The following is a 26,652-nucleotide window of genomic DNA, read 5'->3' as shown; positions in this document are numbered from 1 at the left end:
CCTCTACCATCAGCTGAAGTAAGAACAAGTTTACCATTTTCATCTTTAGAAGCTTGAACTCCGGTTGTGTCTTTAACCGCATTAATAGCCGAAATCAAAGAACCATTATTATCTCCATCTTTATAATCAACCTTACCGATTACAACCCCATTGATAGCAAAGTCTTGAGAAGTAGTTCCTTCTTTTATAGCATAAGCTCCAACAGTTTTTACATCATAAGTTGCCCTAACTCCTGTTTTATCAGCATTTCTATTAATCTCTTCAGCTAAAGCCCCAAGACCTGTTCCAACAGAAGTTGAAATCACAACATTATCAAATTTAAAATCTTCTATACCATTATAGTTTTTGATAGTAAGTCCTACTACACCTGAAGTAAAGCTTTGAGAACCTGTTTCAAATCTTGTAACACCGATTTTTGAAGACTGGGTTGCACCTATGGTTGCCTTAACGGTTTGATTTGAACTTGCACCGATTTGAAATTCTTGATTAGTAAAACCACCGCTTAAAAGCTGCTTACCGTTAAATGAAGTGGTATTTGCGATATTATCAAGTTCTTCCATGAGTTTGTTAATATCTGCTTGAAGCATGGTTCTTGTTTTTAGACTTTGACCATCTTGAGCGGCTTGAGTTGCTTTAGTCTTAATAGTATCTAAGATCTTAAGTTGCTCATCCATAGCCTTATCTGCAGTTTGTAAGATACCCAAAGCATCATTACCATTTGAGATTGCTTGACCTAGAGTATTTGCTTGAGAGCGAAGTGAATCTGCTATCGCCATCCCTGAAGCATCATCTGCTGCGGAGTTAATCCTAAGACCAGAACTAAGTCTTGCTAATGAACTGTCTAAACTCTTAGCGTTTAGATCTGAATTTGCTTTTGCATTTAATGCTGCGACATTTGTATTAATACGAAATCCCATTTTAAATCCTTTTAAATAAATTCAAGCTCATCCATGAACTTGTTATACCCTATATCGTTACTTTTTTTAAAAAATTTATACTTTTATAGAAATAATTTTTCTAAACTTTGTTTTCTAATATTTAATTTTTCAATTAGCAAAATAAGCCAATCTTTATAAACTTTAACAATTAAATACAAATAATTTTCTTCCTTTTGAATTTTCTGAATAATAATTTTACTCAACTCAAACCCTCTTTTAAAAAAGATTCCCTTAAGAACCCCATCATTAAAAATGAAACTATTCTCCAAAAAGGAGTTAAAAAATTGTATATTTTTATAACATTGATGTAGAAATTCTAAAGGTAAATTTTTTTCGCTTAATAAAATTTTCTCCAAAGCATTATCTAAAAATTTTGCATTATCTAAAATTTCATTAATATTATTTAAATCTTCTTTTAAAATTTCTAAAACTTTTTTATAAAGTTTTTCATTTCTATTTGAAGTTAAAACTTGCGGAATTTTTAAACTTTTTTCTTTTTGACTTGCAAATTTCAAGCAACACTGCTCAAAATTAAGCTCTTTTGTAAATGCTATTCTAGCTCCTCCTTCAGTAGCATTGTAAAAATTTACTTGAGTATTATTTGCGAATAAAATTTCCAGCTTTTTTCTATAGTCATTCCAAGTTATTCTAGTTGTAATTTTATCTTTTCCACCATAAGCACTAACTTCAAATCTAAAATCTTTAATTTTTTCAAAATTTGATTGATACTTAAAATCTGAAAAATGCGTACTACCATCTAAAGAATAAGCCAAATCTTGACCTATTATAATAACATTTTTAAATTTTAAAGCCAAAGCTAAAGCATAACAAGTATGTCCAACATGAGTTCCAGTTTCTAAATATCCAAAACTAGGAATATTAATATGCTGATAAAGAGCATCTCTGCTTAAAAATAAAGATATATGAAAATTATTTTCCAAATAAGAAACAACTTTAGAATGCGTAGATGAAGCTAATAAAATAAGGCTTTTTGATAATTTTTCTCTTTTAATATCTTTAAAAAATTCAATAGGATATTCTTGAAAATCCACATTTATAATATAATCGGGAATAATATCATTTTTATAAAGCAAAGGAAAAGCTCCATCCGCACAAAAAATCACAAAATTTTCTTGATATTTTTTTAAAAGCGGAATTTGTTTTTCAAGACTAGGTCCAGCACAAACTACTATACAATTTTCAAATTTATTTTTTCTTTCTTGAATAATCCTTTGAAAAGGAATACTTTTTAACATTAAAGGAATATTTTGTATAAAATTATCATAGCAAATTAATGATAATTTACATTCTGGATCCAAATTTCTAATAACAAGATTGATGTTATCATACACTATATGGTCTATTTTTATAATATCATCCATGAAATACTTTTCATAATAAGAAGAATTTATAAACATTTCATAAAGACTCAGATATTCAAACATATCTTTTTGATCAAATAATATACTAAGCTGTATATTAACTTTCTCTTCTTCAACATCCACCAGATAAATTTTTCCACTACAAAGCTCTTCGCTCAAATCTATTGTGCTTAAAGCCAAGATAAAAAGTTCTATCTCACTTTCAAATACAAAAAGATGTTTATAGTGTTTAGTTAAGTTTTTAATAAGCAAAGCATTGCCTATGCCATAAATACATATAAAAGGATATCTAGGAGTTTTTTCTAAAATACTTTGATAGAAAAAATTTAATTCTTCTTCTAAATTTTCATACATAAAAACATTATGAGTTTTATCAAAGATATTTAAATTTTCATCTATATTAAATCGAGAACAAGTTTTATTTTGTATGAAATTTAAAAGTTTATTTCCTAAAGGTTCATTTACCCCACTTAATAAAGCTTGTATGTTTTTTTCTAGTATGGTCATTAGCCTTCCTTAAATTTTATCTATTTTTAGTGATATTTTGTCATCTTTTTCGCTAAATTGATACAATAAATCCTCGCAAGAATAAGAGATACATTTTTCTTTACAATCTTTTTTTGGATTTTGTTTTATTTTTTCTAGTATTAAAGGAAGTTCTTTCCTAATCAAAAGTTTTACCGGAATTCCCATACCATGATTTAAATTTTTAATAAATTTTCCATCAACTTGAGATTCTTTAGTAATAGAATGCAAAGTTGCATCAAAACCAAGTTTCTCAAGCTCTTCATAAAGCATAGTTTTTTCTTTTAAAGAAACATACTCATCATATAATGAATGATAACTTATAAAGCGAGTTTTTGAACATTTTGATTGCTCTAAAAGATGATCTTCTTCTAAAAGATTCCGAATTTTTCTTCTTGCGGGAGAAAAAAAACGAGGCGATGAAGAATTACTTGTCCAAAAAGTTTTTGTCGAACAGTATGTTTTAATATGCTGAAAAAAATCAAAAGTAGCAAATTCTGAATACTGCATAAAATCTACTTCCTTGCCAAAACCTACAACTCTCCATAAAAACTTAGCGTATGCAGAATTATCCAACACTCCATCTACAAGCCAAGGAGCAATTTTAGCCGCTAAGTGTGCTAAATACCCTCCATGAGAACTACCTATCATGATAACTGGTATACCCCCCCCCATAGTATCAAAAGGAGCATGTTTTTTAAGATAAAGTGCAACATTTAAAAGATCTTGAGCTTGCATGATTCCAAAATTTTGATACTCATTTTTTGCTGGTTGCAAACTTACATGCAAATTTAAAAAATAATTTGGCATAAATTTACCATTTTGTTTGCCTTTGATAATTTGATTATTTACAAAATGAAAAATCTCACTCATTTGTTCATAGTTTTGAATTTTATCAACACTATAAGGAAGCTTTATATCTACAGCTTCACAACTTGTTTTTAAAATAAGCTTGTCTATATCATCTAGATAAAAAGTTGATCCAGTTTGAGGACGATTACCTATGCAATGGTAATTTACTCCAACCACAGCAGCATTAAATTGCCTTACCATATAATCACCAACATATTGGATCGATGATATATCATTGCCCATACCTTGCACCACAAATACCAAAGCTTTGGGTGTTTTTTCATCATCATACCAAAGCTTAAATTCAAGCTTTGACTCTCTTTTTATACCAAGCTCTACATCATCACAAGAGTCAATCTCATAAGTTTTACTCACTAACATTTACCTTCCTCCTATTAAAAGATAAGTTTTGCTCGCTAGATTTTTAAAATTTTCATTCTTGCTTAAGATCACGCAAGCTTTATTGCTAGAAGAGCTCGTAAAGTCTACATTTTCTAAATCTTCATGGCTTTGATTGGCTGCGTTGATGATAGCATTTTTACTTGCTTCATTGCTTGAAATTCCCATAAGTATAAAATCCGCTTTATTTATAAAAACAAGTTTTAAGCATTCTTTATCATCGCCTACGCGAAAATTTACTTCTTTTGTGCCGTTAAAATTACTAAGATCAACATTTTCAACCCCACTTACATTGCTCATCGTTTTTATAGATCTTAAATGATCATTTTTTAAAGTATAAATACTTATATCATTGATCAAAGTTTTAAGGTTATTTAAAGACTTACTAACTTCAGCTTCATCCTTGCTTGAACTCATCTTTGGCAAGGCAATAGCGGCTAAAATTCCTAAGATAACAATCACAAAAACAAGTTCTAATATAGTAAAAGCTTTTCTCATCTATATCCTTGAAAAATTTTTATTTTTAGGGCTTAAAATATCTTCTTCTATGCTTACAAATTCCTTTTTTTCATAAGCATCAACTGCAGCTCTTGCTATCATCAAAGCATTATCGGAGCAGAATTTTAAGGGAGCTAGTTTTAAATTTGCATTATATTTTTGACATAAATTTTGCAAACGCGAACGCAAGTTAAGATTTGCACTAGCTCCGCCTACAACACCAAAATTTTTAAATTTATAAAGATTAAAAATTTTTTCTAATTTATCCATGATATGATCACAAGCTGTATTTTCAAAGGCATAAGCTATTTCAGCTTTTATATCATCACCTAAATTTTCATGCTTTAAGATTTCCAAACGCACTGCATTTTTAAGCCCTGAAAAGCTATAAGCGAGTTCTTTAGAATGCTTTAAAGGTATGTTAAAAGAGATATTTTTAAGTTTGGCATTTTTTGCTAAATTTTCTATGATGACCCCACCAGGATAACCTAAATTCATCATTTTGGCCACTTTATCAAAACTTTCTCCAAAGCTATCATCATTTGTGCTTGCTAAAAGCTCTAAGTTTGCATCATCTTTAAGATATAGCACCATAGTATGCCCGCCACTAACAAGCAAAATTCCCATATCTAAAGAAATTTTTTCTTCTAAAAAAAGACTATAAATATGACCTTTAAGATGATTTATAGGAATTAAGGGTAAATTTAGAGCACTTGCTAAGGTTTTTGCCATAGAAATTCCACTGAGCAAAGAAACGCTAAGCCCGGGTTCGTTTGTCACAGCTATGGCACAAAGATTTTTAAAATGCTCTTTGCATTGCTTAAGTATCTTTGGTAAAGCTTCGCTATGAAGTCTTGCAGCAAGTTCAGGCACCACTCCCCCATAGATATTATGTTCTAATTCTTGAGAAATTTTTTTATGAAATTTACACTCTAAGGTATTTTTATCAATGATAGCTATAGAACTATCATCGCAAGAACTTTCTATAGCTAGGATAAGATTTTTCATTCAAATTCCACTAAAATAGAACCTAAGAATTTATCTTTTGATCTTGCCATTTTAAGAGTGTTTAAATCCAAATTTTTAGCATTTTTGATCAACTTACTATTGGTATTTGCCTCTAAAAGTTGTTGCAAATTCGTCCCTCTTAACTCATAAAATTCCACTCTATAAATTTTACCTGCCATATCTAAAGAGTATTGTGTTTGCATATTTTTTTTATGGACTAAAATACCACTTTCATCTTTTCCATGATCAAAGCCTATGATATTTACACGCACATTAGCTATCTTTGGGATAAGAAAATTCTCTTTTACTTTTACCTTAGTTCCAAAAGAAACTGAGGTTTCATTACCATCAACTTGAAAAGTTACTTCATTAAAAGCATCACTAAATTCTAAATACTCAGGATATAATCTTGTTTGAAAACGATTGCCATACTGGATATAAAAAGAATTTCCTTCTGCGATAACAGCGGTAAGTTCATTGCTTGTGTTATAATTTAACTCTTTATTTACCGGAAAAGGCACATAGTTGATAACCTTTCTTGGATTTTTTAAAGAAAGTAAAATTCTATCATCAAAAAGTTTTACTTCAAGCTCTTTATTTATAGCTTTATCAACTCCTTGTGGAGTGAGTTCAAAATCTCTACTAAATTCAATTCCTGCAGTTTTTAAATAATTTTCAATAGCTAAAAGATGATAATAAGCTCTTAAATTTACAGGTAGATTTTTACTCGCTTCATTTGCAAAAGCAGCTTTGTGATTTGAAATCACAAAATAAGTTAAAGCTTTAAGCATTTCCGTATCGCCAAGCTCTTGAGTTTTGGTGTTTTTAAGATAATAAGCATGCTTTGGATCAGCAAGTGAAGAATTGACACTATTTACAGTTTGAGTGGCGATATTTTCAAGATCAGGATATTTGCTTGCATTGATTTCGCTTGTGTCAATCACGCTTGAATTTCCCCAACGCTTAGGATTGCGCATCGCATCGATATAGATTGGTTTATAAAAACCCCAACCATCATGAAGATTGATCACCATACTAACTTCAGGAAGTAAAATAAGCTCTTTAATGCGTTGAACTCTCTTATAATCAGGATCCTTTGGGCTAATACTTGCAAATTTACGGTTTAAATCCCCATTATTCCCACGCGAACGCTTGATAATGCTATCAAAAGCTAAATTTGGAGCCACTATAATCTTACCCTTAGTGATATTATAATCACTCAAAAGCAAACTTGCCGCATGAAATCCACCAGGCTCATCGCCTTGAATTCCACCAAAAATTAAAACCGTATTATTATCATCTAGACTTTTCCCATTTTCTCCTACACTAAAGTCTAGTTCTAAAGCAAAAATACTTGTTATAAAAAATAAAATTGTTAAAAAAAATTTCATTTTAACTCCTTAAATACTCTCTTGTTTTAAAATCATACTCAAAAACCTCTTCTATGCTTGAAATTTTAGGCACTCCAAAATGATCAAGGGCTTTAAAAATGCATTTAGCAATATCTAAAAATCGACTTTTATTTTTTAAAAAATTATAAACACCGACTTCATTAGCAGCATTGATGATAACACCTAAATTTGGCTCTTTTAAAAATGCATTTTTAAGCTTAAAAATAGGATATTTTTTTGTGCTGATTGGATGAAATTTTAAAGCAGGCATTTTGCTAAAATCAACAGCCTCTAAAATAGGCGTATCTTGTTTTTCAAACATAGCATCTGAAATAGCTAATTTCATATCTGCTTTTGAAAAATACGCCGTGCTAGCTCCATTTTTAAATTCACACATTGCATGCACTAAAGATCTTGGTTCTATTAAAGCATCAATTTCTTTAAAATCATATAAATGATAAGCCTCTATAATCTCAAAGAGCTTATTTGCCATAGTCGCACTATCTATAGTGATCTTTGCTCCCATATTCCAATTAGGATGTTTTAAAGCATCTTTGACACTGACTTGATTTAAATCTTTGATTTTATACCTATAAAAAGCTCCGCCGCTTGCTGTAATATAAAGTTTTGCTATATTTTTTTTACCTTCGAGTAAAAATTTTAAAGCCGCATGCTCACTATCAACGGGTAAAAATTTAGCTCCTTTTAAAAAACTCCCCGCCACTACAAGGCTTTCCTTGTTAGCTAAGGCTATGTTTTTGCCAAGTTCTTTAGCCTTTAAAGTGCTTTTAAGTCCTGCAAAACCTACAATGGCATTGAGCAAAAGTTTGTCTTGGCATTCTGTTAAAATTTGCTCTAAACCTTCTTGTCCTATAAAAACTCTATCGTGTTTAACTAAATACTTATTTTTTAAATCTTTTATGGCAACAAATTTAGGTTTAAACCTTGCGATTTGTTCATTTAAAAGCTTTATATTATCCCCACAAGCTAAAGCAGAAATAGGAATATTTTTTAAAGCAGCAAGTTTAAGAGCATTTACTCCTATGCTGCCCGTACTTCCAAAAAGTATCATAAAAGAGCAACCATCGCAAAAGCAGTAATGATCACTGCATCGATTCTATCGAGCACGCCCCCATGACCAGGGATAAGATCTCCACTATCTTTTACACCTGCTTCTCTTTTAAAATAACTCTCAAGCAAATCTCCAATTACTGCAAAAACCGCTACAAAAAACGAACAAAGTAAAGAAAGCCAAAAACTATAAACAAAAACTCCCAAAATAGTTCCAATAATACTCGCACAAATCAAGCCGCCTATAACACCTTCTAAGGTTTTGTTTGGACTTGTTGGAGAAAAAGGAGTTTTACCCATAAGTTTTCCGATAAAATACGCCCCACTATCACAAGCTGCAACAATAATGATAAGCCAAAAAAGTGCAAACATACCCTGATCTAAATACACTTGCCAAAGTGCTAAAATAGGCAAACTAGGATAAATATAAATAAGAGCTGGTTTTAAGGAAGCCTTTTTATAAACCAAATATCCAACGACTAATAACAAAGCTAAAATCCCAAAAAGCAAAGCTTTATGCGATAAACTTCCCAAAATAAAAGCTATAGCCAAAGGGATAATAGAAATATTTTCTAAAGCAAAAAGTTTTTTTGCTTCACTAAAAGATAGATACAATAAAACCGTAAAAACGATAAAATTGATAAAAAATTGATCAATCAACGCGATAATAATAATAGCCCCTATCATCACAAGAGCTGAAATAATTCTAGTTGTATTAAACATATTTTTCCTTATATACTAATATCTAAGCGATGAATGCTTTGTGCGTCTTTAAAATTTGGATCTTTAGACTCATCTTCTTCATTTTTCTCATCATCGCTGGTTTTAGCTTCTTGATTGTGTTTTTTCTTTTTTTCTTCTTGTTCGGCTTTTTCTTTGATCTCTTCTTTGATTTCATGAGTCTCATTGACTTTTTCAAGTTTGTTCAAAGTTTTTTCTTTTTCATTAAATTCAGCCATATTTAGCGTAGCTGCAAAACCTTCTTTTGCAAGCTCATTGCTTGCTTGTGTAGCTGGATAAGCCATATTTTGATTTATATAATTGACATTTCCTAATGGGCTAACTGGCATTTTAATCCTTTGTGATATTAATACTTTTAAAATTTGTATAATTTACAAACGCCTTTTGCTGAACCTTAACAAAATTTTTTAAGGTATAATCGACCCAATACGAACCTTTCTTTAACTTAGAAAAGCTTAGACAAAGCCTTGCAGCAAATTCTATCACATCAAGGCTGATTTTTTGCTTGTTTGATATAATCAAAGCATGTGCACTAGGAATATCCCTTGCATGAAGCCACAAATCATCTTTTTTAGCATTTTTAAGTAAAAATTCATTGCCTTTTTCATTTTTACCCACGCAAATTTTAAACTCATTATAATAAAAATTTGCCACAAGATCTTCTTGTTTATGATCTTGATTTTTTTTGCTATTTTTTTTAGGTAGTAAAATTTCAAGCTCTATCTCATTCTTAGCTTGAAGCAATAATTCTTTCAAACTCAAGGTAAAATCTAACTTTTCTTTTAAATTTTGTCTTTGTATGTTTAAATTTTTAGCTTTTTGTTCTAATTTTTTAGCATTTTTATAATATAAATTAGCACTTTGCTTAGGACTAAATTCAAGCTTAAATTCAAGCTCTTTGCCTTCAAAATCATCAAGCTTAAATTCCCTTTCATAATCTTTTAAAACACTCAAATTTGCAAACAATACATCAGCCCTTTTTCTGTATTCTAAAGCTTTTAAGAGTAAAGAATTTTCTTCATCTAAACTAGAAAAAAGTTCTTGTAAATTTTGTATTTTTTTATCTACTTGTGTAAGTTTTAAATTTTTTATTTGTTTGATTTTACTCTCATAAATGCTTGTAAATTTGCGAGAAAAATAATCTGCAAAGTCTTTAATTTCTTCAAAATTTTCATCCATTTTATAAGGCTTTAAAGGCTCTAAAATCACATTAGGTTTTACGACACGATAACTTTTATCAATGTGCCTTAAAGCCTCTATGATCAAATCTTTTTCATCTGTAAGAATAACATTGGTATTTTTACCCGTAAATTCAAAATAAATTTTGCTCTCATAGCTTTTATAAGCCTTATTAGCTTTTACACTAAAACATAAAATACGATTGCCTTCAAGGACTTTAACTTCCTTTATAAAAGCATTGCTAAAATACTTTTTAAGCATAAAATCAAAAGGTGCATTATAATTTTTTGCATTAATTTTAGCTGTATAAATCGCACTCATTGCACGAGTAAGATCGAAAATAAATCTTTCTCTATCAAAGCTTAATTCCAAAATATTATCATTGATACGCTTGATAAAATCGATTTTTTTAAACTGAGAAAAAAAAGTTTGCAATTGTAAAAGTTCTGTGTATTTCATAAAAGAAATTATAAAATATTTTGGCGAATTTGTGGTAGAATTACATTAAAAAAGGAAATTTGTGCAGCTTAATGAGCTAAATTGTGTGATTTTATGTGGTGGCAAATCTAGTCGTATGGGACAAGATAAAAGCAAATTGATTCTTAAAAATCAAAATTTAACTCAATTTCAAGTAGAGAAATTTTCTAAAATTTTTAAAAATGTCTATGTGAGTGCGAAAGAAGATAAATTTGAAAACCATTTTAGCTTGATAAAAGATTCTTTAGAATTTGAAGTTTACTCTCCTATGCTTGCGCTTTACTCTATACTTTCAAATTTTAAAAATGAATTTGTTTTTGTTTTAAGTGTGGATAGTCCTAAAATAGGTGAAAATGAGCTTTTAAAAATGCTTCCTTTTTTAGAGCAAAACTATAAAATAATCATAGCTAAAACCCCTTTACATAAACATCCCTTATGTGGCTTTTATCACAGCTCTTTAGCTCAAACTTGTAAAAAATTCTTAGAAAAAAATGAACAAAAAATAGGACTTTTATTTTCTGGGATTAAAACCAAATTTGTAGAATTTGAAGATGAAAATGCTTTTTTAAATCTTAATTTTTATGAAGAATATGAAAAATTTAAAAGTGAGTTAAAATGAGAAAAATTGCTTTATTTTTAAGCTTATGTGTTTTTATATGGGCTAGTGATTTACAACAAGCTTTAGAGTATGAAAAACAAGGCGATTATAAAAAAGCTATGGAAATTTACAAAAAACTCGCTTTAAAAAATTCATCTGTTTTAATTTCTCAAGAACAAAATAAAACCAATCAAATTATACAAACAAAACAATCCATCATTGCAACCAAAGAAGAAAGACAAGATTTTGCTCGTCTTGCTTTGGCAAATTATCTTGAAGAAGATGAATACTTTAACCCTCTTGGCATTAGTGCTTATAAAATGAATTATTTTCTACCTTTGGCTTATAGTTTTAACTCTCTAGAAGAAAATCACAATAAAAGTGAAGCTAAATTTCAACTTAGCATTAAAAAAAGGCTTTTTGAAAATTTGCTAGGATTGGATGAAAAATATTATATAGCCTATACTCAAACTTCTTGGTGGCAAATTTATGAGCATTCTTCTCCTTTTAGAGAAACCAACTATCAGCCAGAATTTTTTATAGATTTTCCTTTGTATCTTAAAGATTATGAATTTTTTAACAATCTACGTGTAGGTATATTGCATGAAAGCAATGGCAAGGGAGATGAGAATTTGCAATCTCGCTCATGGAATAGAATTTATGTATCTACAACTATTTTATATAATAAATTTTTATTTGTTCCACGCCTTTGGTATAGAATTCCTGAAAGCAAAAAAGATGATGATAATCCTGCCATCTTGCATTATATGGGAAATTTTGATGTGAATTTAGCGTATTTGGGTGATGATTATTTTATCAATCTTATGTTAAGAAACAATCTTAAATTCCACAATAACAAAGGCGCTATACAAGTTGATCTAGGATATGATATTTTTAATAACGGAATTTATTGGTATTTACAATACTTTAATGGCTATGGAGAAAGCCTTATAGACTATAACAAACACTTGCAAAGACTTTCCACTGGATTTTTGATTTCTTACTAAAATATCCTTTGTAGTTTTATCATTTCTTAAAACAATTTTCATTACAATTTCATTTTTGATAATTATTATTACTATAAGGAAAGATTTGTTTTTTAAGCATATATTGAGTTTAAAAGTGCTTATAGCTTTACTTTTATTCTTTGGAATGATAAGTTTATTTATAGGAGTTATCAGTATCAATGTAAAAGATATTCTTAATCTTAACTCCACTCAATTAGAAATCATAACTCTCACAAGAATTCCTAGAGTTATAGCGATTTTACTTACAGGAATGAGTCTTAGTATATGTGGGCTTATCATGCAACAACTCACGCAAAATAAATTCGTTTCTCCAACTACAGCAGGGACTATGGATTGTGCTAAATTTGGCATACTTATTTCTTTAATATTTTTTTCTGGAGCATCTTTTTTCACTCAAGCTACCATTGCTTCTGTATTTGCACTTTTGGGTTCTTTTATATTTATCCAAATTTTAAGAAAAATCAAACTCAAAGATGTGATTTTTGTACCTTTGATAGGCTTGATGTTTGGAGGCATTATTAGTGCTATAACCACTTTTTTTGCCTATGCTTTAAATTATATACAAAATATCCAAGGCTGGCTACAAGGCAGTATGGCAAATGTTATGCAGGGAAATTATGAATTGCTCTACATTTCTTTACCACTTTTTATACTTGCTTATTTTTTAGCTCATAAAATTACCATAGTTGGCATGGGTGAAGATATAGCTTTAAATCTTGGAATTTCTTATAATGGGATATTATTTTTAGGCTTGATGATTGTAAGCATTATCACTAGTTTAGTGATTGTAAGCGTTGGGATTATCCCTTTTTTAGGGCTAATTATCCCAAATTTAGTAGCTCTTTATCTAGGTGATAATCTTAGAAAAAATCTTATCTATATAGCACTTTGTGGAGCTTTGTTTTTACTTGTTTGCGATATCATTTCAAGACTTGTCATCTTTCCTTTTGAAATGCCTTTAAGCATCACTACAGGTGTTTTAGGATCTTTAATCTTTATCTTTCTTTTGCTAAAAAGGAAAGTTTATGCGTAAAAAAATGCTAATTTTAAGCTTTTTAACACTTGGTATGATAGGGATTTTTATACTTGTGGGTTTAAATGGCTTTGATGAGTATGCTTTAAAAAGTCGCTTTTTACAAATTGCGGCTATTATCATAGTAGCTATTTGTATCGCTGTTTCAACAGTGATTTTTCAAACTTTATGCAATAACAAAATTCTAACCCCTGCTATCATAGGATTAGATTCTTTATATATGTTGCTTCAAAGTGCTCTTATCTTTTCTTTTGGTGCGGCTAATTTAAGTGTTTATAAAAACGATATCAATTTTTTAATCACTCTAGTTTGTATGGTGGTTTTTTCACTAGGACTTTATAAAATTTTATTTAGTAGCGATAGAAGTATTTATCTTATCATGCTTTTAGGTTTAGTTTTTGGAACACTTTTTAGCACTTTAAGTTCTTTTTTTGAAGTGCTAATCGACCCTGATGAATTCATGGTAATACAAGGAAGAATGTTTGCTAGTTTTGATAATATTGCTTTTGATGTTTTAATTCTTGCTTATATTATTAACTTTTTAAGTTTTATATGGATTTTTCGCTATATGAAATTTTTAGATCCTTTAAATTTAGGCAAAGATTTAGCGATAAATTTAGGGATAAATTATCAAAAAATTTCAAAACAATTGATGATTATCATAGCTATTTTAACTTCTATTAGCACCGCACTTGTAGGTCCTATAACCTTTTTAGGGCTTTTGGTGGTAAATATCACTTATGAGCTATTTAAAACTGCAAAGCATAGTATTTTACTAAGTGCTTGCATACTCATTAGCATTTTAGCTTTGCTTGGAGGGGTGTTTTTTGTCTCTAGAGTTTTTGATTATAATGCCACTATAAGCGTGGTTATTAATTTCTTAGGTGGGATATATTTTATCTATCTTGTATTAAAGGGTAATAAATTATGATTAAACTAAAAAATATCACCAAATTTTATGATAATAAAGCCATTATTTCAGATCTTAGCCTTGATTTTCATAAAGGCAAAATCACTTCTATAATAGGAGCCAATGGCGCTGGAAAATCCACTCTTTTAGCTCTAGCAAGTCGTTTAATAAAACCTAGTAGTGGAGAAATTTATATCGATGGAATGAATTTAAAAGACTATAAAGAGCAAATCTTAGCACAAAAAATTTCCATTCTCAAACAACAAAACAATATCAATTTAAGATTAAAAGTTGAAGAATTAGTCGCTTTTGGGCGTTTTCCGCATTCTCAAGGAAGACTTAATGCAAACGATAAAATCAAAATCAATGAAGCTTTAGAATACATGGGACTTAGCAACTTAAAAAATGAATTTTTAGATACATTAAGCGGAGGACAAAAACAAAGAGCTTTTATAGCTATGATCATCGCCCAAGATACTGAATTTATAATGTTTGATGAACCTTTAAACAATCTTGATATGAAGCATAGTGTACAAATCATGCAACTAATGAAAAATTTAGTCAAAGACTTTAACAAAAGTATAGCTGTTGTATTACATGATATTAATTTTGCTTCGATTTATTCTGATGAAATCATAGCCTTAAAAGATGGGAAGCTTTTAAAACAAGGCTCAAAAGATGAAATCATCAATCAAGAAAATTTAAAACAAATTTATGATATGGATATACCTGTAAGTCAAATTGATGGTAAGAAAATTTGTATTTATTTTTAAAAAGGAGAAAATATGAAAAAATCTTTAGTTTTTGCTTTTTTTGCATTTTTTTTAAGTCTAATCTTAACAGCTTGTAATTCAAACTCAAATGAAAACAACGCAAGTTCTACAACAAAAACCAACACTGCTACAGTGAAAGTTTTGCCTATTAGCATGAGTGATGAGGGTGATAGTTTTTTAGTGAAGGATAGTCTAGGAGAAAATAAAATCCCTAAAAATCCTTCTAAGGTAGTGATCTTAGATCTTGGAATTTTAGATACTTTTGATGCTTTAAAATTAAACGATAAAGTCGCAGGCGTTCCTGCTAAAAATTTACCAAAATACCTACAACAATTTAAAAACAAGCCTAGTGTAGGTGGAGTACAACAAGTTGATTTTGAAGCCATTAATGCTTTAAAACCTGATCTTATCATCATTTCTGGACGCCAAAGTAAATTTTATGACAAATTAAAAGAAATAGCTCCAACTTTATTTGTAGGTCTTGATAATACAAATTTTTTAAGCTCTTTTGAAAACAATGTCTTAAGCGTTGCAAAACTTTATGGTTTAGAAAAAGAAGCTTTGGAAAAAATTTCAGCTATTAAAAATGAAATTGAAAAAGCCAAAAGCATAGTTGATGAAGATAAAAAAGCTCTTATTATTCTTACAAATTCTAACAAAATTTCAGCCTTTGGTCCTCAATCTCGCTTTGGGATCATTCACGACGTTTTAGGGATTAACGCAGTAGATGAGAATATAAAAGTAGGCACACACGGCAAAAGTATCAACTCTGAATTTATACTAGAAAAAAATCCTGATTATATTTTTGTTATTGATAGAAATATCATTGTAGGCAACAAAGAACGCGCTCAAGGCATACTCGATAATGCGCTTGTCGCTAAAACCAAAGCAGCACAAAACAAAAAAATCATCTATCTTGATCCAGAATACTGGTATTTAGCAAGTGGAAATGGACTAGAGTCTTTAAAAACTATGATTTTAGAAATCAAAAATGCTGTAAAATAATACAACTTCGCAAGGGCTAGTCTCTTGCTTTAATACTTAATAAAATATTTGGGATTTTCAAGAAAGTTTTAGTGGCGGACAGAGAGGGATTTGAACCCTTTTTTTTAAATAAAAAATGTTTTTATGTTATAATAAATCTTTAAAAAGGAGTAACAAATGAACTTAGAATTTTCAAAAGAAACACAACATTTTTTAACCAATTATTGCAAAGATAACAATTTAAGTGAAAAAGAAGTTTTAGAACTTGCTTTAAGTTATTTAGAACATAAGATAAGAATTGATGGTTATAAAAAGGATATAGAACTTTACAAGCAAGGTAAATTAAAGACTTTAGATTTTGATGAAACTTTTAATGATATTAGAAAAGATTTAGAATAAATGGAAATTGTTCCAACTCCTAAATTTAAAAATGAGCTTAGGCATATTGTTAATTTTATAAAATTAGATAGTTCTTTTTATGCTAAAGAATTTCTTAATGATATTAATTCAATTTGTAAAAATCTTTCTTTTATGCCTTATAAAAATAGAAAATCTTTGTCTTTTGATAATGAAAATATAAGAGATTTGATTTTTAAAGGTTATATTATCCCTTATCTTATCGATAAAAGTAAAAATGAAATTGTGATTTTAGGCATATATAAAAGTAATCTTTGGGATTGATTTTATATTTTATTTTTTTAGAATTCTTACTTCCATATTAGCATTCTTTTTCATCTAATTTCTTAAATAATTCCAAAATATCTTATTTTCTAATGGATTATTTTCCAATTTTAGAATAATATTTATTTATTATAGTTATAGATTATTCTTTTTTTTCAAATATATAATGTTGATATATAAATACTTGGAATTTTCAAGAAAGTTTTAGTGGCGGACAGAGAGGGATTTGAACCCTCGAGACCCGTTAAGATCTGCACCCTTAGCAGGGGTGTGGTTTCAGCCGCTCACCCATCTGTCCAATAAAAGTAAAGTGTGATTATACAAAAAAATAAATAATACCTAGCTTAAAAAGCTAGGAAAAATCAAAGGCTAAGATAAGCCAAAAGCAAAGTTACAACAACCCCTACTCCAAGAACTGCAAATTGTTTACTTCTATCTTTTTTATTTGCAAACAAAGTAATCATAAGCCCTGAAATATAAAGCATAAATAAAGTAATACCAAAACCTACACTAAGCACAGAAAAATACCAAGCACCCTTATCTTTATGAAGCATAATCATATCTCCAAGCAAAGATCTTGTTTTTAAGGTAATATTGTATTCATTAGTAGAATTTTGAGTTATATTAGCACTATAATGAGTTCCACCTATTGTTATACCTTTATCTTTGCTTTTAATGATATCTGTATTAGATGGCACTTTTAAACCATTTGTTTTTAAAAACTCTATTAAAGCTTCTCTTTCTTTACCACTTTGTATAACTTTTGACAATTGATACTGTTCAACTTTTAAGCCCACATCTTGATTAATACCAAAAATATATGCTATACCCGTTAAAGCAAAAAGCAAAGTGCAAGGCAAGAAGAACAAACTAAGATAGATATGAACCTGTCTAAACAATTTATTTTTATTGATCATTTTAACTCCTTTTTGATTATCAAAATTTGTGATATTTTGACAAAACAAAGTGAAGCAAAAGTGAATTTTAAATAAAAAGTTTATAGTTTTTAAAACAAAGAAAAGAAAAAGCCCTATGATTATAGGGCTTAAGAATTATTTTTTATCAATCACTTGATAATTATAAGGAGCAAGCTCTTTATCATGCTCTAAAAGTTCTTTTGGAGGATTGCCATTAACATCTTTTTCATCTGCATAGTAACGCTCTCCAGCTTTATGATTATTAACATCTACTTTATAATAAAGCTCTCCTGGATTAAATTTTTGAATATCTTCAAAACCTAAATTTGAAGTTTTAAAATCTTTAATTCCATTTGCCGCTGCAATTTCTACAAGTTTAGTTTGTCCCATTCTTGCCATATCAACAGCTTGCAATAACATTCTTGAAGCTTCGCGAGGATTATGAAAACCAGTTGAGTTTTCAGCATTAACAAAATCTGCTCTCATTTGAGCTTTACGATGAAGTTCTAAAACTTCTTTTAGTTCTTCGCTAATTTTTTTCGCATCAGCTTTTCCATCGCTTTGGAATTTTTCCATATTGCCTAGTTCATCGCGTAGTTTTTTAGTATCCATAATCAAACTAACAATTGCATACTCTGCAGTTCTTTGATCATGCGCAACGCTGTTTTGTATGTCAAGCACTTGAGCTTTTAAATAATCTTCGCTTTGTTTATGACAAGACTTACAAGCAGAGTTAATATCTCTTAAAGGAGAAGTGATATTGTGTTGAGTAACCTTTTTAGCTCCTTCTCTAACATAAGGCATATGACAATCCACGCAACTTACTCCATTTGCAGCATGCACACCGCCACTATAAAGTTCACTTTCTGGATGTTGAATTTTAATAATTTGCGCTCCTGTTAATTTATGAGTAAAATCAGCTCCAAATACTCCACGAACTTTATCATAATAATCATCTAGCATTTCAATTCTAAATGGTTGTCCTTTTTTCCACTCACCCCAAGGAAAAGTTAAAACTATACCATCGGTTTCAATCTCTTTAGCTTTATTGCCATCTCTCCAAAATTCATACTCGTCATAATTTTTCTGAGTTCCATTCCACCATTTTTTAGAACTATCATCTACAATAGTTTCACCCATTACTTTTACCTTTTCCCCTGTTGGTTTAAAATAGTATTCAACATGGCATTGAGAGCAAACTAAAGTTCTCATTTCTTCTCTTGTAGCTTTTACGCCTTGTACTGGATCTTTTTCATATCCTCTAGAAACTAAAGCATTAATAGCTGCTGGACGAGTAAGTCTTAAACTCATATCATTTGGATTGTGACAATCTGCACAAGTTACACCCATTCTTTTACCACCATGTGGGCCTGCATGTTCAGGTGAATTTTCTACTATACCATCAACGGCTGGGATATTTTTAATCATAGTCCAATAATTTGTAGAGTTAAAAGCAGTAAAATCCCCTTTAGCAACATTTTTTATAAGCCATGGAGTCCATCCACTATGACAATTCATACAAGCTGCAGGTTGACCTTTAAAAGCAGCAAGTCCATGAGCATTAAGAAAATCTTTGTTGTTTCTTGCTGTTTTCATTTGATCTACTTGAACCCAAAAATGCCCTCTTTCTTCATTGAAATCAAGGCTAAAAGGATATCCTGCCCAAAGTATGGTTAATTGAGGAAAGCGAATCAATTTTAAATAAGCTAAATTACCACCAAATTCAGTAGCCTTAGGCTCTTCTTTTTCAACCGTTAAATACATTTTTAGTTGCTCTGGAAAAACCTTACCCCATTTTTCAAAATTTGGATCATCATCACTAAGCAAAGAAAAATCAGCATTTACTGTAATGGCATTTTTATTTGCTTCATCTTCTTTTTTTTGATTGATATCATTATTTAGCCATAAAACCCCCGCTATAAGTAAAACCAAAACGACAATACCTAAGCGTAAAATATTTTTTTTCATTCATCTTCTCCTTATTAAATTCCGTGTTTATGTCCAACATCTTTATGACAAGAAGCACAATTTAATGACTTGTCTGCATGTGGATTTGTTGTAGCATTGATAGCTGTTTGAGCAAAATCTGCATGACAGCGTATGCAGTTTTCTTGCACCATTTTTCTGCTTTTTTCAGTCGCACTCAAATTTGTAGGCAACTCATCAAGTTTAAAAGTAAAAGCATAAGCATGCCCTAAACCACTTTGAGCCTTAGCTATCCACTTAGCTACAAAATTATGTGGCAAATGGCAATCCACGCAAGTTGCTCTTGGTTCGCCTTTGACTTTTTGAGAGTGTGGCCCTGCCATGTATTCGTTATAAACTTCATTCATAATATGGCAGTTATTACAAGATTCACTTGCATTGCTTAAATAAGATGTACCCTTAGCGTTATAAAAGGTATAAAACCCGACCGCAAAGAAAACAAAAAGCAAAACAAGAAAAATAGTAAAAAGATTCGAAGTTTTCTTCAAAATTTTCCTCCTTGAAATTATCATTTCTTAAAATCTTCAATGAAACAACAATGTCACAGAATTTCCCAGAAATAAATTTTGTGATTCTAACATAGATGAATTTAATATAATTTTAAAGATATATTTACTCTTAATTAACCTAAAAAATTTAAAACTTTTATTCAATAATTTCAAAATAAATGATAAAATACAACTAAAAAAGGAAAAATTAATGCAAACAAGTCCTGATATGTTTATCAATCGCGAACTTTCTTGGCTTCGCTTTAATTCTCGTGTTTTAGACCAATGTTCTAAAAATTTACCCTTGTTAGAAAAATTAAAATTTATAGCTATATATTGCACTAATTTAGATGAATTTTATATGATACGCGTCGCAGGCTTAAAACAACTTTTTTCAGCTGGAGTTAATGCAAGCAGTAGCGATGAAATGACCCCGTTACAACAATTAAAAGCCATACGCAAATATTTACACCAAGAAAAAGAACTTTTGGAGCGTTATTTTAATGAAATCACAAGTGAATTAGAAAAAGAAAATCTTTTCATAAAACATTATGAGAATTTAGATGAAAATTTAAAACAAAAATGTGATGAGTATTTTTTCTCCAATATTTTTCCTGTTATTGTTCCAATAGCTGTTGATGCTACTCACCCTTTTCCGCATTTAAACAACTTATCTTTTTCACTAGCGGTTAAAATTTGCGATAAAGCGCATCCTGAACTTGTAAAATTTGGAATGATTAGAATTCCAAGAGTTTTACCTCGTTTTTATGAAGTAAGTGCAAATATTTATGTTCCTATAGAAAGTATAGTCCATCAACACGCAGAAGAAATTTTTCCAGGCTATAAACTCTTAGCTTCAGCAGCATTTAGAGTGACTAGAAATGCAGATATGGTAATAGAAGAGGAAGAAGCTGATGATTTTATGATGATTTTAGAACAAGGCTTAAAACTTCGTAGAAAAGGAGCTTTTGTAAGATTGCAAATTCAAAAAGATGCAGATGAGCAAATCGTAGAATTTCTTAATACTCACATGAAAATTTTTCATAAAGATGTTTATGAATATTCTATTTTACTCAATCTCCCTAGCCTTTGGCAAATCGCAGGAAATAAAACCTTTACGCATCTTTTAAGCCCACTTTACACGCCTAAAACTTTACCACCTTTTGATGAGAATTTATCTATTTTTGATGCTGTAGAAAAAGAAGATATACTCATCATACAACCTTTTGAAAGTTTTGATCCAGTTTATAAATTTATCAAAGAAGCAAGCAAAGATCCTGAAGTAATTTCCATAAGAATGACACTTTATAGAGTTGAAAAAAATTCCAATATAGTTCAAGCTTTAATTGATGCTGCAAGTGATGGAAAACAAGTAACTGTGATGGTAGAATTAAAAGCACGCTTTGATGAAGAAAATAATCTTCATTGGGCGAAAGCTTTAGAAAATGCCGGAGCTCATGTTATTTATGGCATTACAGGTTTTAAAGTCCACGCTAAGGTTTCTCAAGTCATACGCAAACAAGGAGATAAACTTAAATTTTATATGCATTTAAGCACAGGAAATTATAATGCAAGCAGTGCTAAAATCTATACTGATGTGAGTTATTTTACAAGCAAAGCAGAATTTGCAAGAGATACGACAAGCTTTTTTCACATCTTATCGGGATTTAGTAAAAATCGTCGCCTTCAAACTCTTTCAATGAGCCCAAATCAAATCAAAGAAAAAGTTTTAGAAATGATACGCATTGAAACAAGCAAGAAAAATGAAGGTGTGATTGTAGCTAAAATGAATTCTCTTGTGGATAGTGATATCATACAAGCGCTTTATGAAGCAAGTATGGAAGGAGTGCAAATCGATCTTATCATACGCGGAATTTGTTGCTTAAAACCTGATGAAGAATATAGCAAAAACATACGCGTTAGAAGCATCATAGGAAAATACTTAGAACATGCTAGAGTATTTTATTTTAAACATAGTGAGCCAAATTATTTTATATCGAGTGCAGATTGGATGCCAAGAAATTTAGAACGCCGTTTAGAGCTTATGACTCCTATATATGATGAAAGAAGCAAAGCTAAATTAGCTCAATTTTTACGCTTGCAACTTAGCGATAATGTTTTAGCTTATGAGCTTAAAAACAATGGAGAGTATGAAAAAATTCCTTCTTCTGAAAAAATCATAGATTCTCAACAAACCTTAGAAGAATATGTAAGTAAAATTTATAAAACACTTAAAAAAGATACAGATCAAAGTCGCGCAACGCACTTAGCTTCCAAACTTTTCAAAGAAAACTAAAAGTTTTTAGGGTTTTTACTCTAAAGACTTATTTACTTGTTTGTTATAAAAAAGGGCTTTAAGATAAAGCCCTAGGAGATTTCCCATAGAAATAAACAATCATTTCTAAACTATAAAAAGATTTAGAAATGATTTTTAAGATTAAAATTTATACTTAAGTCCTGCTTGACCACTTAAGTAAGTTTCATTTTTATTATCTACTTTACCTGCTAGTATTTGTTTAGCACCAAAGCCAAGATTCATACTGAGTTGATTTGTAAAATCTACATTACCCCCTACGATAATTTGTCCGTATGTTTTTTTCTTGTTGTTAGCTTCTACACTAGTAAAGAAAGCATTATTTACAGCTAGGTTAGCTGTGTAATCATCACCACTATTGATAACAAATTGTTCTATTTTTGGAGTTACAAAAATATAAGAGTTTTCATTCATATATTTTCTAAATTCAGCACCCACTTCAACACTTACAGAATTGTTTTTCATAGAATCAATATCTTTAGCAATAGCACCATTTTCTGTATGAGATGGAGTATAACTAAAATAATAATTTACTCCCACAAAAGGTTTAATAAATAAAGTATTATTACTAAGATCAAACACACGACCTGCATTAGCGCTAAGTCCTAAGAATTTGCTTGTATAATCTGAGTTATATGCACCATCTGTTTGAATATTGTCTTGTTTAGTTGGAGAAACTTGAGCATAAGCTTTAAGATTAAGTTCCCATTGTGGAGCTATATTGATAGTAGAATACATACCTAATTGGAAGTTATCACTTTTTTGTTCTAAATTATTGTCTTTGATTTTAGCGTTTGCATAAGTAAAATAAGCACCCCATAAAACATCATCATTAGCTTGTTTATCTACTCCCACGGTAGCACCATACATTGCACCACTATCTCCATCGATAATGTTAGCACCACCAAAAGCATTAGCCCAAACACTATTGGTATATTCATTTACATAGCTTGGTCTCATATCACTATCTAAAGCAGCAAATTTAAGGCCATTCATTTTAGAAGCATAAGTTCCAAAAGGATTGTTTAACATTGCTACACGAGAACCTATAGAAACATCATTAGAAATATTCATAGTGGTATTTACTGCACTAGAAGCTGAATTGAGATTAGATACAGATTTACCTGTATTGTCTGTGTCTTTTTTGATTTGTAGGGCTAGTTTTACACCTTCTCTACTTGCTAAATCTGCTCCTATACTTCCTAATTGTTCTGTAATAGAACGAAGTGCTAGGATAGAAGCTTTATCATTAGCGCTAAGATTTAAATTTAAGTTTTTATTTACTAAATCAAGGTATTTTTCATCATCGATTTTACCGCCGTTGTTTATAGCTTCTTGTTGAAGTTTTTCAAGTTCAGTTTTTTGTTCTTGTAGGGCTTTTTTAACTTTTGCCCATTCTTCAGCTTCAGCTTCATCGGAATCAAAATCATTTTTAAGTAATTTATCGATAGCATTTATATCTACTTTAAGTTGCGTGAGTTTATCTTTAGCTGCTGCAGTAGCACCTCCATTAACTACCAAGCATTTATTGCCACCGCAGTTTTGAACGCTAAGTTTATAATCTACTAAGCCTTTTTTTCCATCGCCGTATTCATCTTCATCGCTAATATCTATAACAGCTCCTGTTTCTGTAACATCTTTGCCATGAAGATCAGTTGAAACATAATCATTTAAAAATTTTACAAGTAATGCACCTGCGTTATTATTTGCTTTTAAAATATCTTCATTGAAATCTTTAGCTTGAACCATTACTACATTATTTGCTTCTAAGTCTGTATAAGAGCGTTTGATAAGTCCAAAATTTGAATTTTTAAGATTTGCAGTTCCATTTACCTTAACAAAATTTCCATAAGTAGCAAAAAGGGTTTTATCGACAGCAAAATTTCCATTTATAGTTAAGCTACCATTAGCACTTTGTGTTTCACCTGCTCCATTATAAAGAATTATACCCGAACCTTTTTCTTCATCTTGAGTAATGGCTTCACCTCCTGAGCTAGTCATAGTTAAATCTCCATTAATCACCGAAGGTGCAAAAGCTTGTAAAATTATATCTGTTGTTTCAACTTTTTTAGCAGTAGCGTTTAGATTTGTTACATATGCAGGTTCTCCTTTGTTATTATATGTAAAGCTTAAAGTATGGTCTTTACCGATATCAATGTTCAATCGATGATCAGCAGTGTCATAACCATCGCTTGGTAAATCCCCAATGCCCATTTTGATACTTAAATCTTTTCCTTTGTAATTATCAGGATTTTTGAGATTAATATCCTTACCATTTTCTTCAAAATAATTTCCTATATCTGAAGACCCTGTAAGATCGATTTCTTGTGCAAAAGCACCCGAATAAAGCAAAGTTGCTACACCTAAGCTTAGCAATATCTTGCTCGAAGCATTTTTCTTCATAAGTTTCTCCTTCAATAAATTTAAACTGAAGGAAAAATTATACCCCCCCCCTAAAAATAAGCTTAAAAATAAAACTATAAATTTTTAATGAAAAATTATAAAACCTAATATATCAAAGTTTTAAGGGTAATAAATCGATCTTAACTTCATATAAAAAATTCTAAAAATTTAAAATAAACTTATGATTTACTTAAAATTAGCGTGATGGTGGAAGCGAGGGGAATCGAACCCCTGTCCAAAAATAACCCCACAAAGACCTCTACATGCTTAGCAAAGATGACTACTTCACCCTACTTCGCTCACCTTCCAAAACTTAAAAGCAAGGCTAAGACTTTATTTCACCTCAACGCTTGTCAAACGCAAGGCTACACTATCAAAGATGACCGAAAATTAAGCTAGATAGTATGACTTAAATTTCAGGCTCAACTGAACTTACGCAGCTTTAGCGTAAGCAGGAGCAAATTTAACGTTGTTTGCGTTTAATTTTATTTGGGCTTTTTACGCTTTGCCCAAAGCGACATGCCATCTAAGCAGACTTACTCCTGTCGAAGCCAAGTCGCTCCCTTATTTAGAAATAATATTTGGAACATTAACAATTAAAGGATTAAAAACCGCTAAAACAGAATCATCATTTTCATATGAACGACAATATTTTTCAAACTGATCACTCATCAAAAGCATCCAATCTGTAAATTCATCGCTAGCAGGGCCATTAAAGCGATTTGCTTGTGCCATCATCTCTTCACAAAATACACAAAAATCAGTCACTTCTTCAAGATTTAAGCGTCTTGCTGCCCAAGCGGTATTATGTGCTAAAGTTTCAAGCTCTTTTATGGCCTCTTTATAACGCACGCTATCGCTTCCAAGCTTGATGATTAAAGGTTCAAACCTATCACACATGGTTCTAAAAAATTGTAAAAATTTTTCTATATCATCAATCTCATAATCTAATTCTAATTTTGTTAAAATTCCCATTTTCAAACCATAATCATTAAAGTTTAATGTAAATTCTAGCAAATTTTAGCTAAAATCTTATTTTAATTTTTCCAAAATATAAGTAAAGATATGGATAGAATAGTAGAAATAGAAAAATACTCCTTTGACGAAACTTACGAAACTTCGTTGCGTCCTTCAAATTTTGATGGTTATATAGGTCAAGAAAGCATTAAAAAAAATTTAAATGTCTTTATAACTGCAGCCAAAAAACGCAACGAATGTTTAGATCATATACTTTTTAGTGGTCCTGCAGGACTTGGAAAAACAACACTAGCTAATATCATCTCCTATGAAATGGGTGCAAATATCAAAACAACCGCCGCTCCTATGATAGAAAAAAGCGGAGATTTAGCAGCCATTTTAACCAATCTTAGCGAAGGGGATATACTTTTTATCGATGAAATTCACCGCTTAAGCCCTGCTATCGAAGAAGTACTTTACCCTGCGATGGAGGATTACCGCCTTGATATTATCATAGGTAGTGGTCCAGCTGCTCAAACTATAAAAATCGATTTACCAAAATTTACCCTTATAGGAGCTACAACACGCGCAGGTATGCTTAGCAATCCTTTGCGTGATCGTTTTGGTATGCAATTTAGATTAGAATTTTACAAAGATAGCGAACTTGCTCTCATCTTGCAAAAAGCAGCTTTAAAGCTTAATAAAACTTGCGAAGAAAAAGCCGCACTTGAGATTGCTAAAAGAAGTCGTTCAACCCCAAGGATAGCCTTAAGGCTTTTAAAAAGAGTTAGAGATTTTGCCGATGTTAATGATGAAGAGATTATCACAGAAAAAAGGGCTAATGAGGCCTTAAATTCTTTAGGGGTTAATGAGCTTGGTTTTGATGCGATGGATTTAAGATATCTTGAACTTTTAACCGCTGCTAAGCAAAAACCTATAGGACTTGCAAGCATTGCTGCGGCTTTAAGCGAAGATGAAAATACCATAGAAGATGTAATCGAGCCTTATTTACTAGCTAATGGCTATATAGAACGCACTGCAAAAGGGCGTATAGCAAGCACAAAAAGCTATAGTGCTTTAAAACTAAACTATGAAAAAACTTTATTTGAGGAGTAAATT

25 protein-coding genes, 1 tRNA gene and 1 other RNA gene are annotated in these 26,652 nt (G+C 30.5%); 10 read left to right on the top strand and 17 right to left on the bottom strand.

The features are described from left to right. The 10 genes from ELQ07_RS06075 to ELQ07_RS06030 all read right to left on the bottom strand — a co-directional run. The coding region (locus ELQ07_RS06075; RefSeq protein ID WP_279586068.1) for a flagellin hook IN motif-containing protein at window positions 1-917 on the bottom strand (917 nt) is incomplete at its 3' end. An 83-nt stretch (window positions 918-1,000) separates the two neighbouring features. Further along, window positions 1,001-2,827, bottom strand: a complete 1,827-nt coding sequence (locus tag ELQ07_RS06070) for a motility associated factor glycosyltransferase family protein (protein ID WP_096702873.1) — start codon at window positions 2,825-2,827, stop codon at window positions 1,001-1,003. Between the two features lie 9 nt (window positions 2,828-2,836). Next, window positions 2,837-4,078, bottom strand: coding sequence for a DUF2920 family protein (locus ELQ07_RS06065; protein WP_134224886.1), 1,242 nt, complete (start codon window positions 4,076-4,078; stop codon window positions 2,837-2,839). Continuing rightward, window positions 4,079-4,594: a prepilin-type N-terminal cleavage/methylation domain-containing protein gene (locus ELQ07_RS06060; RefSeq protein WP_134224885.1), complete on the bottom strand. Its 516-nt coding sequence runs from the start codon at window positions 4,592-4,594 to the stop codon at window positions 4,079-4,081. Continuing rightward, entirely contained in the window at window positions 4,595-5,602 is a 1,008-nt protein-coding gene (gene tsaD / locus ELQ07_RS06055) for a tRNA (adenosine(37)-N6)-threonylcarbamoyltransferase complex transferase subunit TsaD (protein ID WP_134224884.1), read from the bottom strand. Further along, window positions 5,599-6,993 carry a M99 family carboxypeptidase catalytic domain-containing protein gene (locus tag ELQ07_RS06050; RefSeq protein WP_134224883.1) on the bottom strand — a complete coding sequence of 465 codons (1,395 nt, stop codon included), beginning with the start codon at window positions 6,991-6,993 and terminating at the stop codon, window positions 5,599-5,601. The genes tsaD and ELQ07_RS06050 overlap by 4 nt, the downstream gene beginning before the upstream one ends. A 1-nt stretch (window position 6,994) precedes the next feature. After that, a complete protein-coding gene (gene dxr / locus ELQ07_RS06045) occupies window positions 6,995-8,065 on the bottom strand; it encodes a 1-deoxy-D-xylulose-5-phosphate reductoisomerase (protein WP_134224882.1) in 1,071 nt (356 codons plus the stop codon). Next, window positions 8,062-8,787 carry a phosphatidate cytidylyltransferase gene (locus ELQ07_RS06040; protein ID WP_134224881.1) on the bottom strand — a complete coding sequence of 242 codons (726 nt, stop codon included), beginning with the start codon at window positions 8,785-8,787 and terminating at the stop codon, window positions 8,062-8,064. Before ELQ07_RS06040 ends, dxr begins: the two co-directional genes overlap by 4 nt. An 8-nt stretch (window positions 8,788-8,795) precedes the next feature. Then, the gene (locus ELQ07_RS06035) at window positions 8,796-9,134 is read right to left on the bottom strand and encodes a hypothetical protein (RefSeq protein ID WP_002855905.1); all 339 of its coding nucleotides are present in this window, start codon (window positions 9,132-9,134) and stop codon (window positions 8,796-8,798) included. 1 nt (window position 9,135) lies between these two features. Beyond that, window positions 9,136-10,443 carry an NFACT family protein gene (locus tag ELQ07_RS06030; RefSeq protein WP_134224880.1) on the bottom strand — a complete coding sequence of 436 codons (1,308 nt, stop codon included), beginning with the start codon at window positions 10,441-10,443 and terminating at the stop codon, window positions 9,136-9,138. 61 nt (window positions 10,444-10,504) lie between these two features. Between ELQ07_RS06030 and ELQ07_RS06025 the strand changes: the two genes are divergently transcribed. From ELQ07_RS06025 to ELQ07_RS05990, 8 genes are all read left to right on the top strand, one after another. After that, window positions 10,505-11,080: a molybdenum cofactor guanylyltransferase gene (locus ELQ07_RS06025; protein ID WP_134224879.1), complete on the top strand. Its 576-nt coding sequence runs from the start codon at window positions 10,505-10,507 to the stop codon at window positions 11,078-11,080. Continuing rightward, entirely contained in the window at window positions 11,077-12,066 is a 990-nt protein-coding gene (locus ELQ07_RS06020; protein WP_087684610.1) for a phospholipase A, read from the top strand. The genes ELQ07_RS06025 and ELQ07_RS06020 overlap by 4 nt, the downstream gene beginning before the upstream one ends. Window positions 12,067-12,151: 85 nt before the next feature. Then, entirely contained in the window at window positions 12,152-13,120 is a 969-nt protein-coding gene (locus ELQ07_RS06015) for an ABC transporter permease (protein WP_134224878.1), read from the top strand. Next, window positions 13,113-14,051 carry an iron chelate uptake ABC transporter family permease subunit gene (locus ELQ07_RS06010; RefSeq protein ID WP_134224877.1) on the top strand — a complete coding sequence of 313 codons (939 nt, stop codon included), beginning with the start codon at window positions 13,113-13,115 and terminating at the stop codon, window positions 14,049-14,051. The genes ELQ07_RS06015 and ELQ07_RS06010 overlap by 8 nt, the downstream gene beginning before the upstream one ends. After that, window positions 14,048-14,803, top strand: a complete 756-nt coding sequence (locus tag ELQ07_RS06005) for an ABC transporter ATP-binding protein (RefSeq protein WP_134224876.1) — start codon at window positions 14,048-14,050, stop codon at window positions 14,801-14,803. The genes ELQ07_RS06010 and ELQ07_RS06005 overlap by 4 nt, the downstream gene beginning before the upstream one ends. Before the next feature lie 12 nt (window positions 14,804-14,815). Beyond that, window positions 14,816-15,808 (top strand): enterochelin ABC transporter substrate-binding protein CeuB, encoded by a 993-nt coding sequence (gene ceuB / locus ELQ07_RS06000; RefSeq protein WP_052825506.1) that lies wholly within the window; start codon window positions 14,816-14,818, stop codon window positions 15,806-15,808. 156 nt (window positions 15,809-15,964) lie between these two features. Next, on the top strand, window positions 15,965-16,186 hold the full coding sequence (locus tag ELQ07_RS05995; protein ID WP_002856036.1) for a hypothetical protein: 222 nt from the start codon (window positions 15,965-15,967) through the stop codon (window positions 16,184-16,186). Next, window positions 16,187-16,468 carry a type II toxin-antitoxin system RelE/ParE family toxin gene (locus tag ELQ07_RS05990; RefSeq protein ID WP_070248108.1) on the top strand — a complete coding sequence of 94 codons (282 nt, stop codon included), beginning with the start codon at window positions 16,187-16,189 and terminating at the stop codon, window positions 16,466-16,468. Between the two features lie 208 nt (window positions 16,469-16,676). Here the strand turns inward: ELQ07_RS05990 and ELQ07_RS05985 are convergent. The 4 genes from ELQ07_RS05985 to nrfH form a co-directional block, all read right to left on the bottom strand. Beyond that, window positions 16,677-16,766 (bottom strand) — tRNA-Ser (locus tag ELQ07_RS05985). A 64-nt stretch (window positions 16,767-16,830) separates the two neighbouring features. After that, window positions 16,831-17,385 (bottom strand): hypothetical protein, encoded by a 555-nt coding sequence (locus ELQ07_RS05980; RefSeq protein ID WP_134224875.1) that lies wholly within the window; start codon window positions 17,383-17,385, stop codon window positions 16,831-16,833. Window positions 17,386-17,520: 135 nt separating this feature from the next. Continuing rightward, complete coding sequence (locus ELQ07_RS05975) at window positions 17,521-19,353, bottom strand: ammonia-forming cytochrome c nitrite reductase subunit c552 (protein WP_134224874.1); 1,833 nt, start codon at window positions 19,351-19,353, stop codon at window positions 17,521-17,523. Window positions 19,354-19,367: 14 nt separating this feature from the next. Next, entirely contained in the window at window positions 19,368-19,883 is a 516-nt protein-coding gene (nrfH, locus tag ELQ07_RS05970; RefSeq protein ID WP_134224873.1) for a cytochrome c nitrite reductase small subunit, read from the bottom strand. A gap of 163 nt (window positions 19,884-20,046) precedes the next feature. Between nrfH and ELQ07_RS05965 the strand changes: the two genes are divergently transcribed. After that, entirely contained in the window at window positions 20,047-22,155 is a 2,109-nt protein-coding gene (locus tag ELQ07_RS05965; protein WP_223209681.1) for an RNA degradosome polyphosphate kinase, read from the top strand. A 141-nt stretch (window positions 22,156-22,296) separates the two neighbouring features. Here ELQ07_RS05965 and ELQ07_RS05960 read toward each other — a convergent pair whose 3' ends face one another. The 3 genes from ELQ07_RS05960 to ELQ07_RS05950 all read right to left on the bottom strand — a co-directional run bounded on the left by ELQ07_RS05960 (window position 22,297) and on the right by ELQ07_RS05950 (window position 25,551). Further along, the gene (locus ELQ07_RS05960; protein ID WP_134224872.1) at window positions 22,297-24,576 is read right to left on the bottom strand and encodes an autotransporter outer membrane beta-barrel domain-containing protein; all 2,280 of its coding nucleotides are present in this window, start codon (window positions 24,574-24,576) and stop codon (window positions 22,297-22,299) included. A 205-nt stretch (window positions 24,577-24,781) separates the two neighbouring features. After that, window positions 24,782-25,140: a transfer-messenger RNA gene (ssrA, locus tag ELQ07_RS05955) on the bottom strand. Then, on the bottom strand, window positions 25,141-25,551 hold the full coding sequence (locus ELQ07_RS05950; RefSeq protein WP_002783915.1) for a hypothetical protein: 411 nt from the start codon (window positions 25,549-25,551) through the stop codon (window positions 25,141-25,143). A 90-nt stretch (window positions 25,552-25,641) separates the two neighbouring features. Here ELQ07_RS05950 and ruvB point away from each other — a divergent pair, with 90 nt between their 5' ends. Further along, a complete protein-coding gene (gene ruvB / locus ELQ07_RS05945) occupies window positions 25,642-26,649 on the top strand; it encodes a Holliday junction branch migration DNA helicase RuvB (RefSeq protein ID WP_002932887.1) in 1,008 nt (335 codons plus the stop codon). The last annotated feature ends 3 nt before the right edge of the window (window positions 26,650-26,652 follow it).

It is taken from the genome of Campylobacter sp. US55 (assembly GCF_004378955.1).
Taxonomy (GTDB): Bacteria; Campylobacterota; Campylobacteria; order Campylobacterales; family Campylobacteraceae; genus Campylobacter_D; species Campylobacter_D jejuni.
The sequence above is the reverse complement of the archived record's forward strand: the minus strand, read 5'-3'. Positions and strand labels throughout refer to the sequence as shown.

What these genes read in the sequence shown, in the direction of transcription:
- ELQ07_RS06070 (WP_096702873.1), bottom strand. Translation starts at nt 2,827, where the DNA reads ATGACCATACTAGAAAAAAACATACAAGCTTTATTAAGTGGGGTAAAT.
- ELQ07_RS06065 (WP_134224886.1), bottom strand. Translation starts at nt 4,078, where the DNA reads ATGTTAGTGAGTAAAACTTATGAGATTGACTCTTGTGATGATGTAGAG.
- ELQ07_RS06060 (WP_134224885.1), bottom strand. Translation starts at nt 4,594, where the DNA reads ATGAGAAAAGCTTTTACTATATTAGAACTTGTTTTTGTGATTGTTATC.
- tsaD (WP_134224884.1), bottom strand. Translation starts at nt 5,602, where the DNA reads ATGAAAAATCTTATCCTAGCTATAGAAAGTTCTTGCGATGATAGTTCT.
- ELQ07_RS06050 (WP_134224883.1), bottom strand. Translation starts at nt 6,993, where the DNA reads ATGAAATTTTTTTTAACAATTTTATTTTTTATAACAAGTATTTTTGCT.
- dxr (WP_134224882.1), bottom strand. Translation starts at nt 8,065, where the DNA reads ATGATACTTTTTGGAAGTACGGGCAGCATAGGAGTAAATGCTCTTAAA.
- ELQ07_RS06040 (WP_134224881.1), bottom strand. Translation starts at nt 8,787, where the DNA reads ATGTTTAATACAACTAGAATTATTTCAGCTCTTGTGATGATAGGGGCT.
- ELQ07_RS06035 (WP_002855905.1), bottom strand. Translation starts at nt 9,134, where the DNA reads ATGCCAGTTAGCCCATTAGGAAATGTCAATTATATAAATCAAAATATG.
- ELQ07_RS06030 (WP_134224880.1), bottom strand. Translation starts at nt 10,443, where the DNA reads ATGAAATACACAGAACTTTTACAATTGCAAACTTTTTTTTCTCAGTTT.
- ELQ07_RS06020 (WP_087684610.1), top strand. Translation starts at nt 11,077, where the DNA reads ATGAGAAAAATTGCTTTATTTTTAAGCTTATGTGTTTTTATATGGGCT.
- ELQ07_RS06010 (WP_134224877.1), top strand. Translation starts at nt 13,113, where the DNA reads ATGCGTAAAAAAATGCTAATTTTAAGCTTTTTAACACTTGGTATGATA.
- ELQ07_RS06005 (WP_134224876.1), top strand. Translation starts at nt 14,048, where the DNA reads ATGATTAAACTAAAAAATATCACCAAATTTTATGATAATAAAGCCATT.
- ceuB (WP_052825506.1), top strand. Translation starts at nt 14,816, where the DNA reads ATGAAAAAATCTTTAGTTTTTGCTTTTTTTGCATTTTTTTTAAGTCTA.
- ELQ07_RS05995 (WP_002856036.1), top strand. Translation starts at nt 15,965, where the DNA reads ATGAACTTAGAATTTTCAAAAGAAACACAACATTTTTTAACCAATTAT.
- ELQ07_RS05990 (WP_070248108.1), top strand. Translation starts at nt 16,187, where the DNA reads ATGGAAATTGTTCCAACTCCTAAATTTAAAAATGAGCTTAGGCATATT.
- ELQ07_RS05980 (WP_134224875.1), bottom strand. Translation starts at nt 17,385, where the DNA reads ATGATCAATAAAAATAAATTGTTTAGACAGGTTCATATCTATCTTAGT.
- ELQ07_RS05975 (WP_134224874.1), bottom strand. Translation starts at nt 19,353, where the DNA reads ATGAAAAAAAATATTTTACGCTTAGGTATTGTCGTTTTGGTTTTACTT.
- nrfH (WP_134224873.1), bottom strand. Translation starts at nt 19,883, where the DNA reads ATGATAATTTCAAGGAGGAAAATTTTGAAGAAAACTTCGAATCTTTTT.
- ELQ07_RS05960 (WP_134224872.1), bottom strand. Translation starts at nt 24,576, where the DNA reads ATGAAGAAAAATGCTTCGAGCAAGATATTGCTAAGCTTAGGTGTAGCA.
- ELQ07_RS05950 (WP_002783915.1), bottom strand. Translation starts at nt 25,551, where the DNA reads ATGGGAATTTTAACAAAATTAGAATTAGATTATGAGATTGATGATATA.
- ruvB (WP_002932887.1), top strand. Translation starts at nt 25,642, where the DNA reads ATGGATAGAATAGTAGAAATAGAAAAATACTCCTTTGACGAAACTTAC.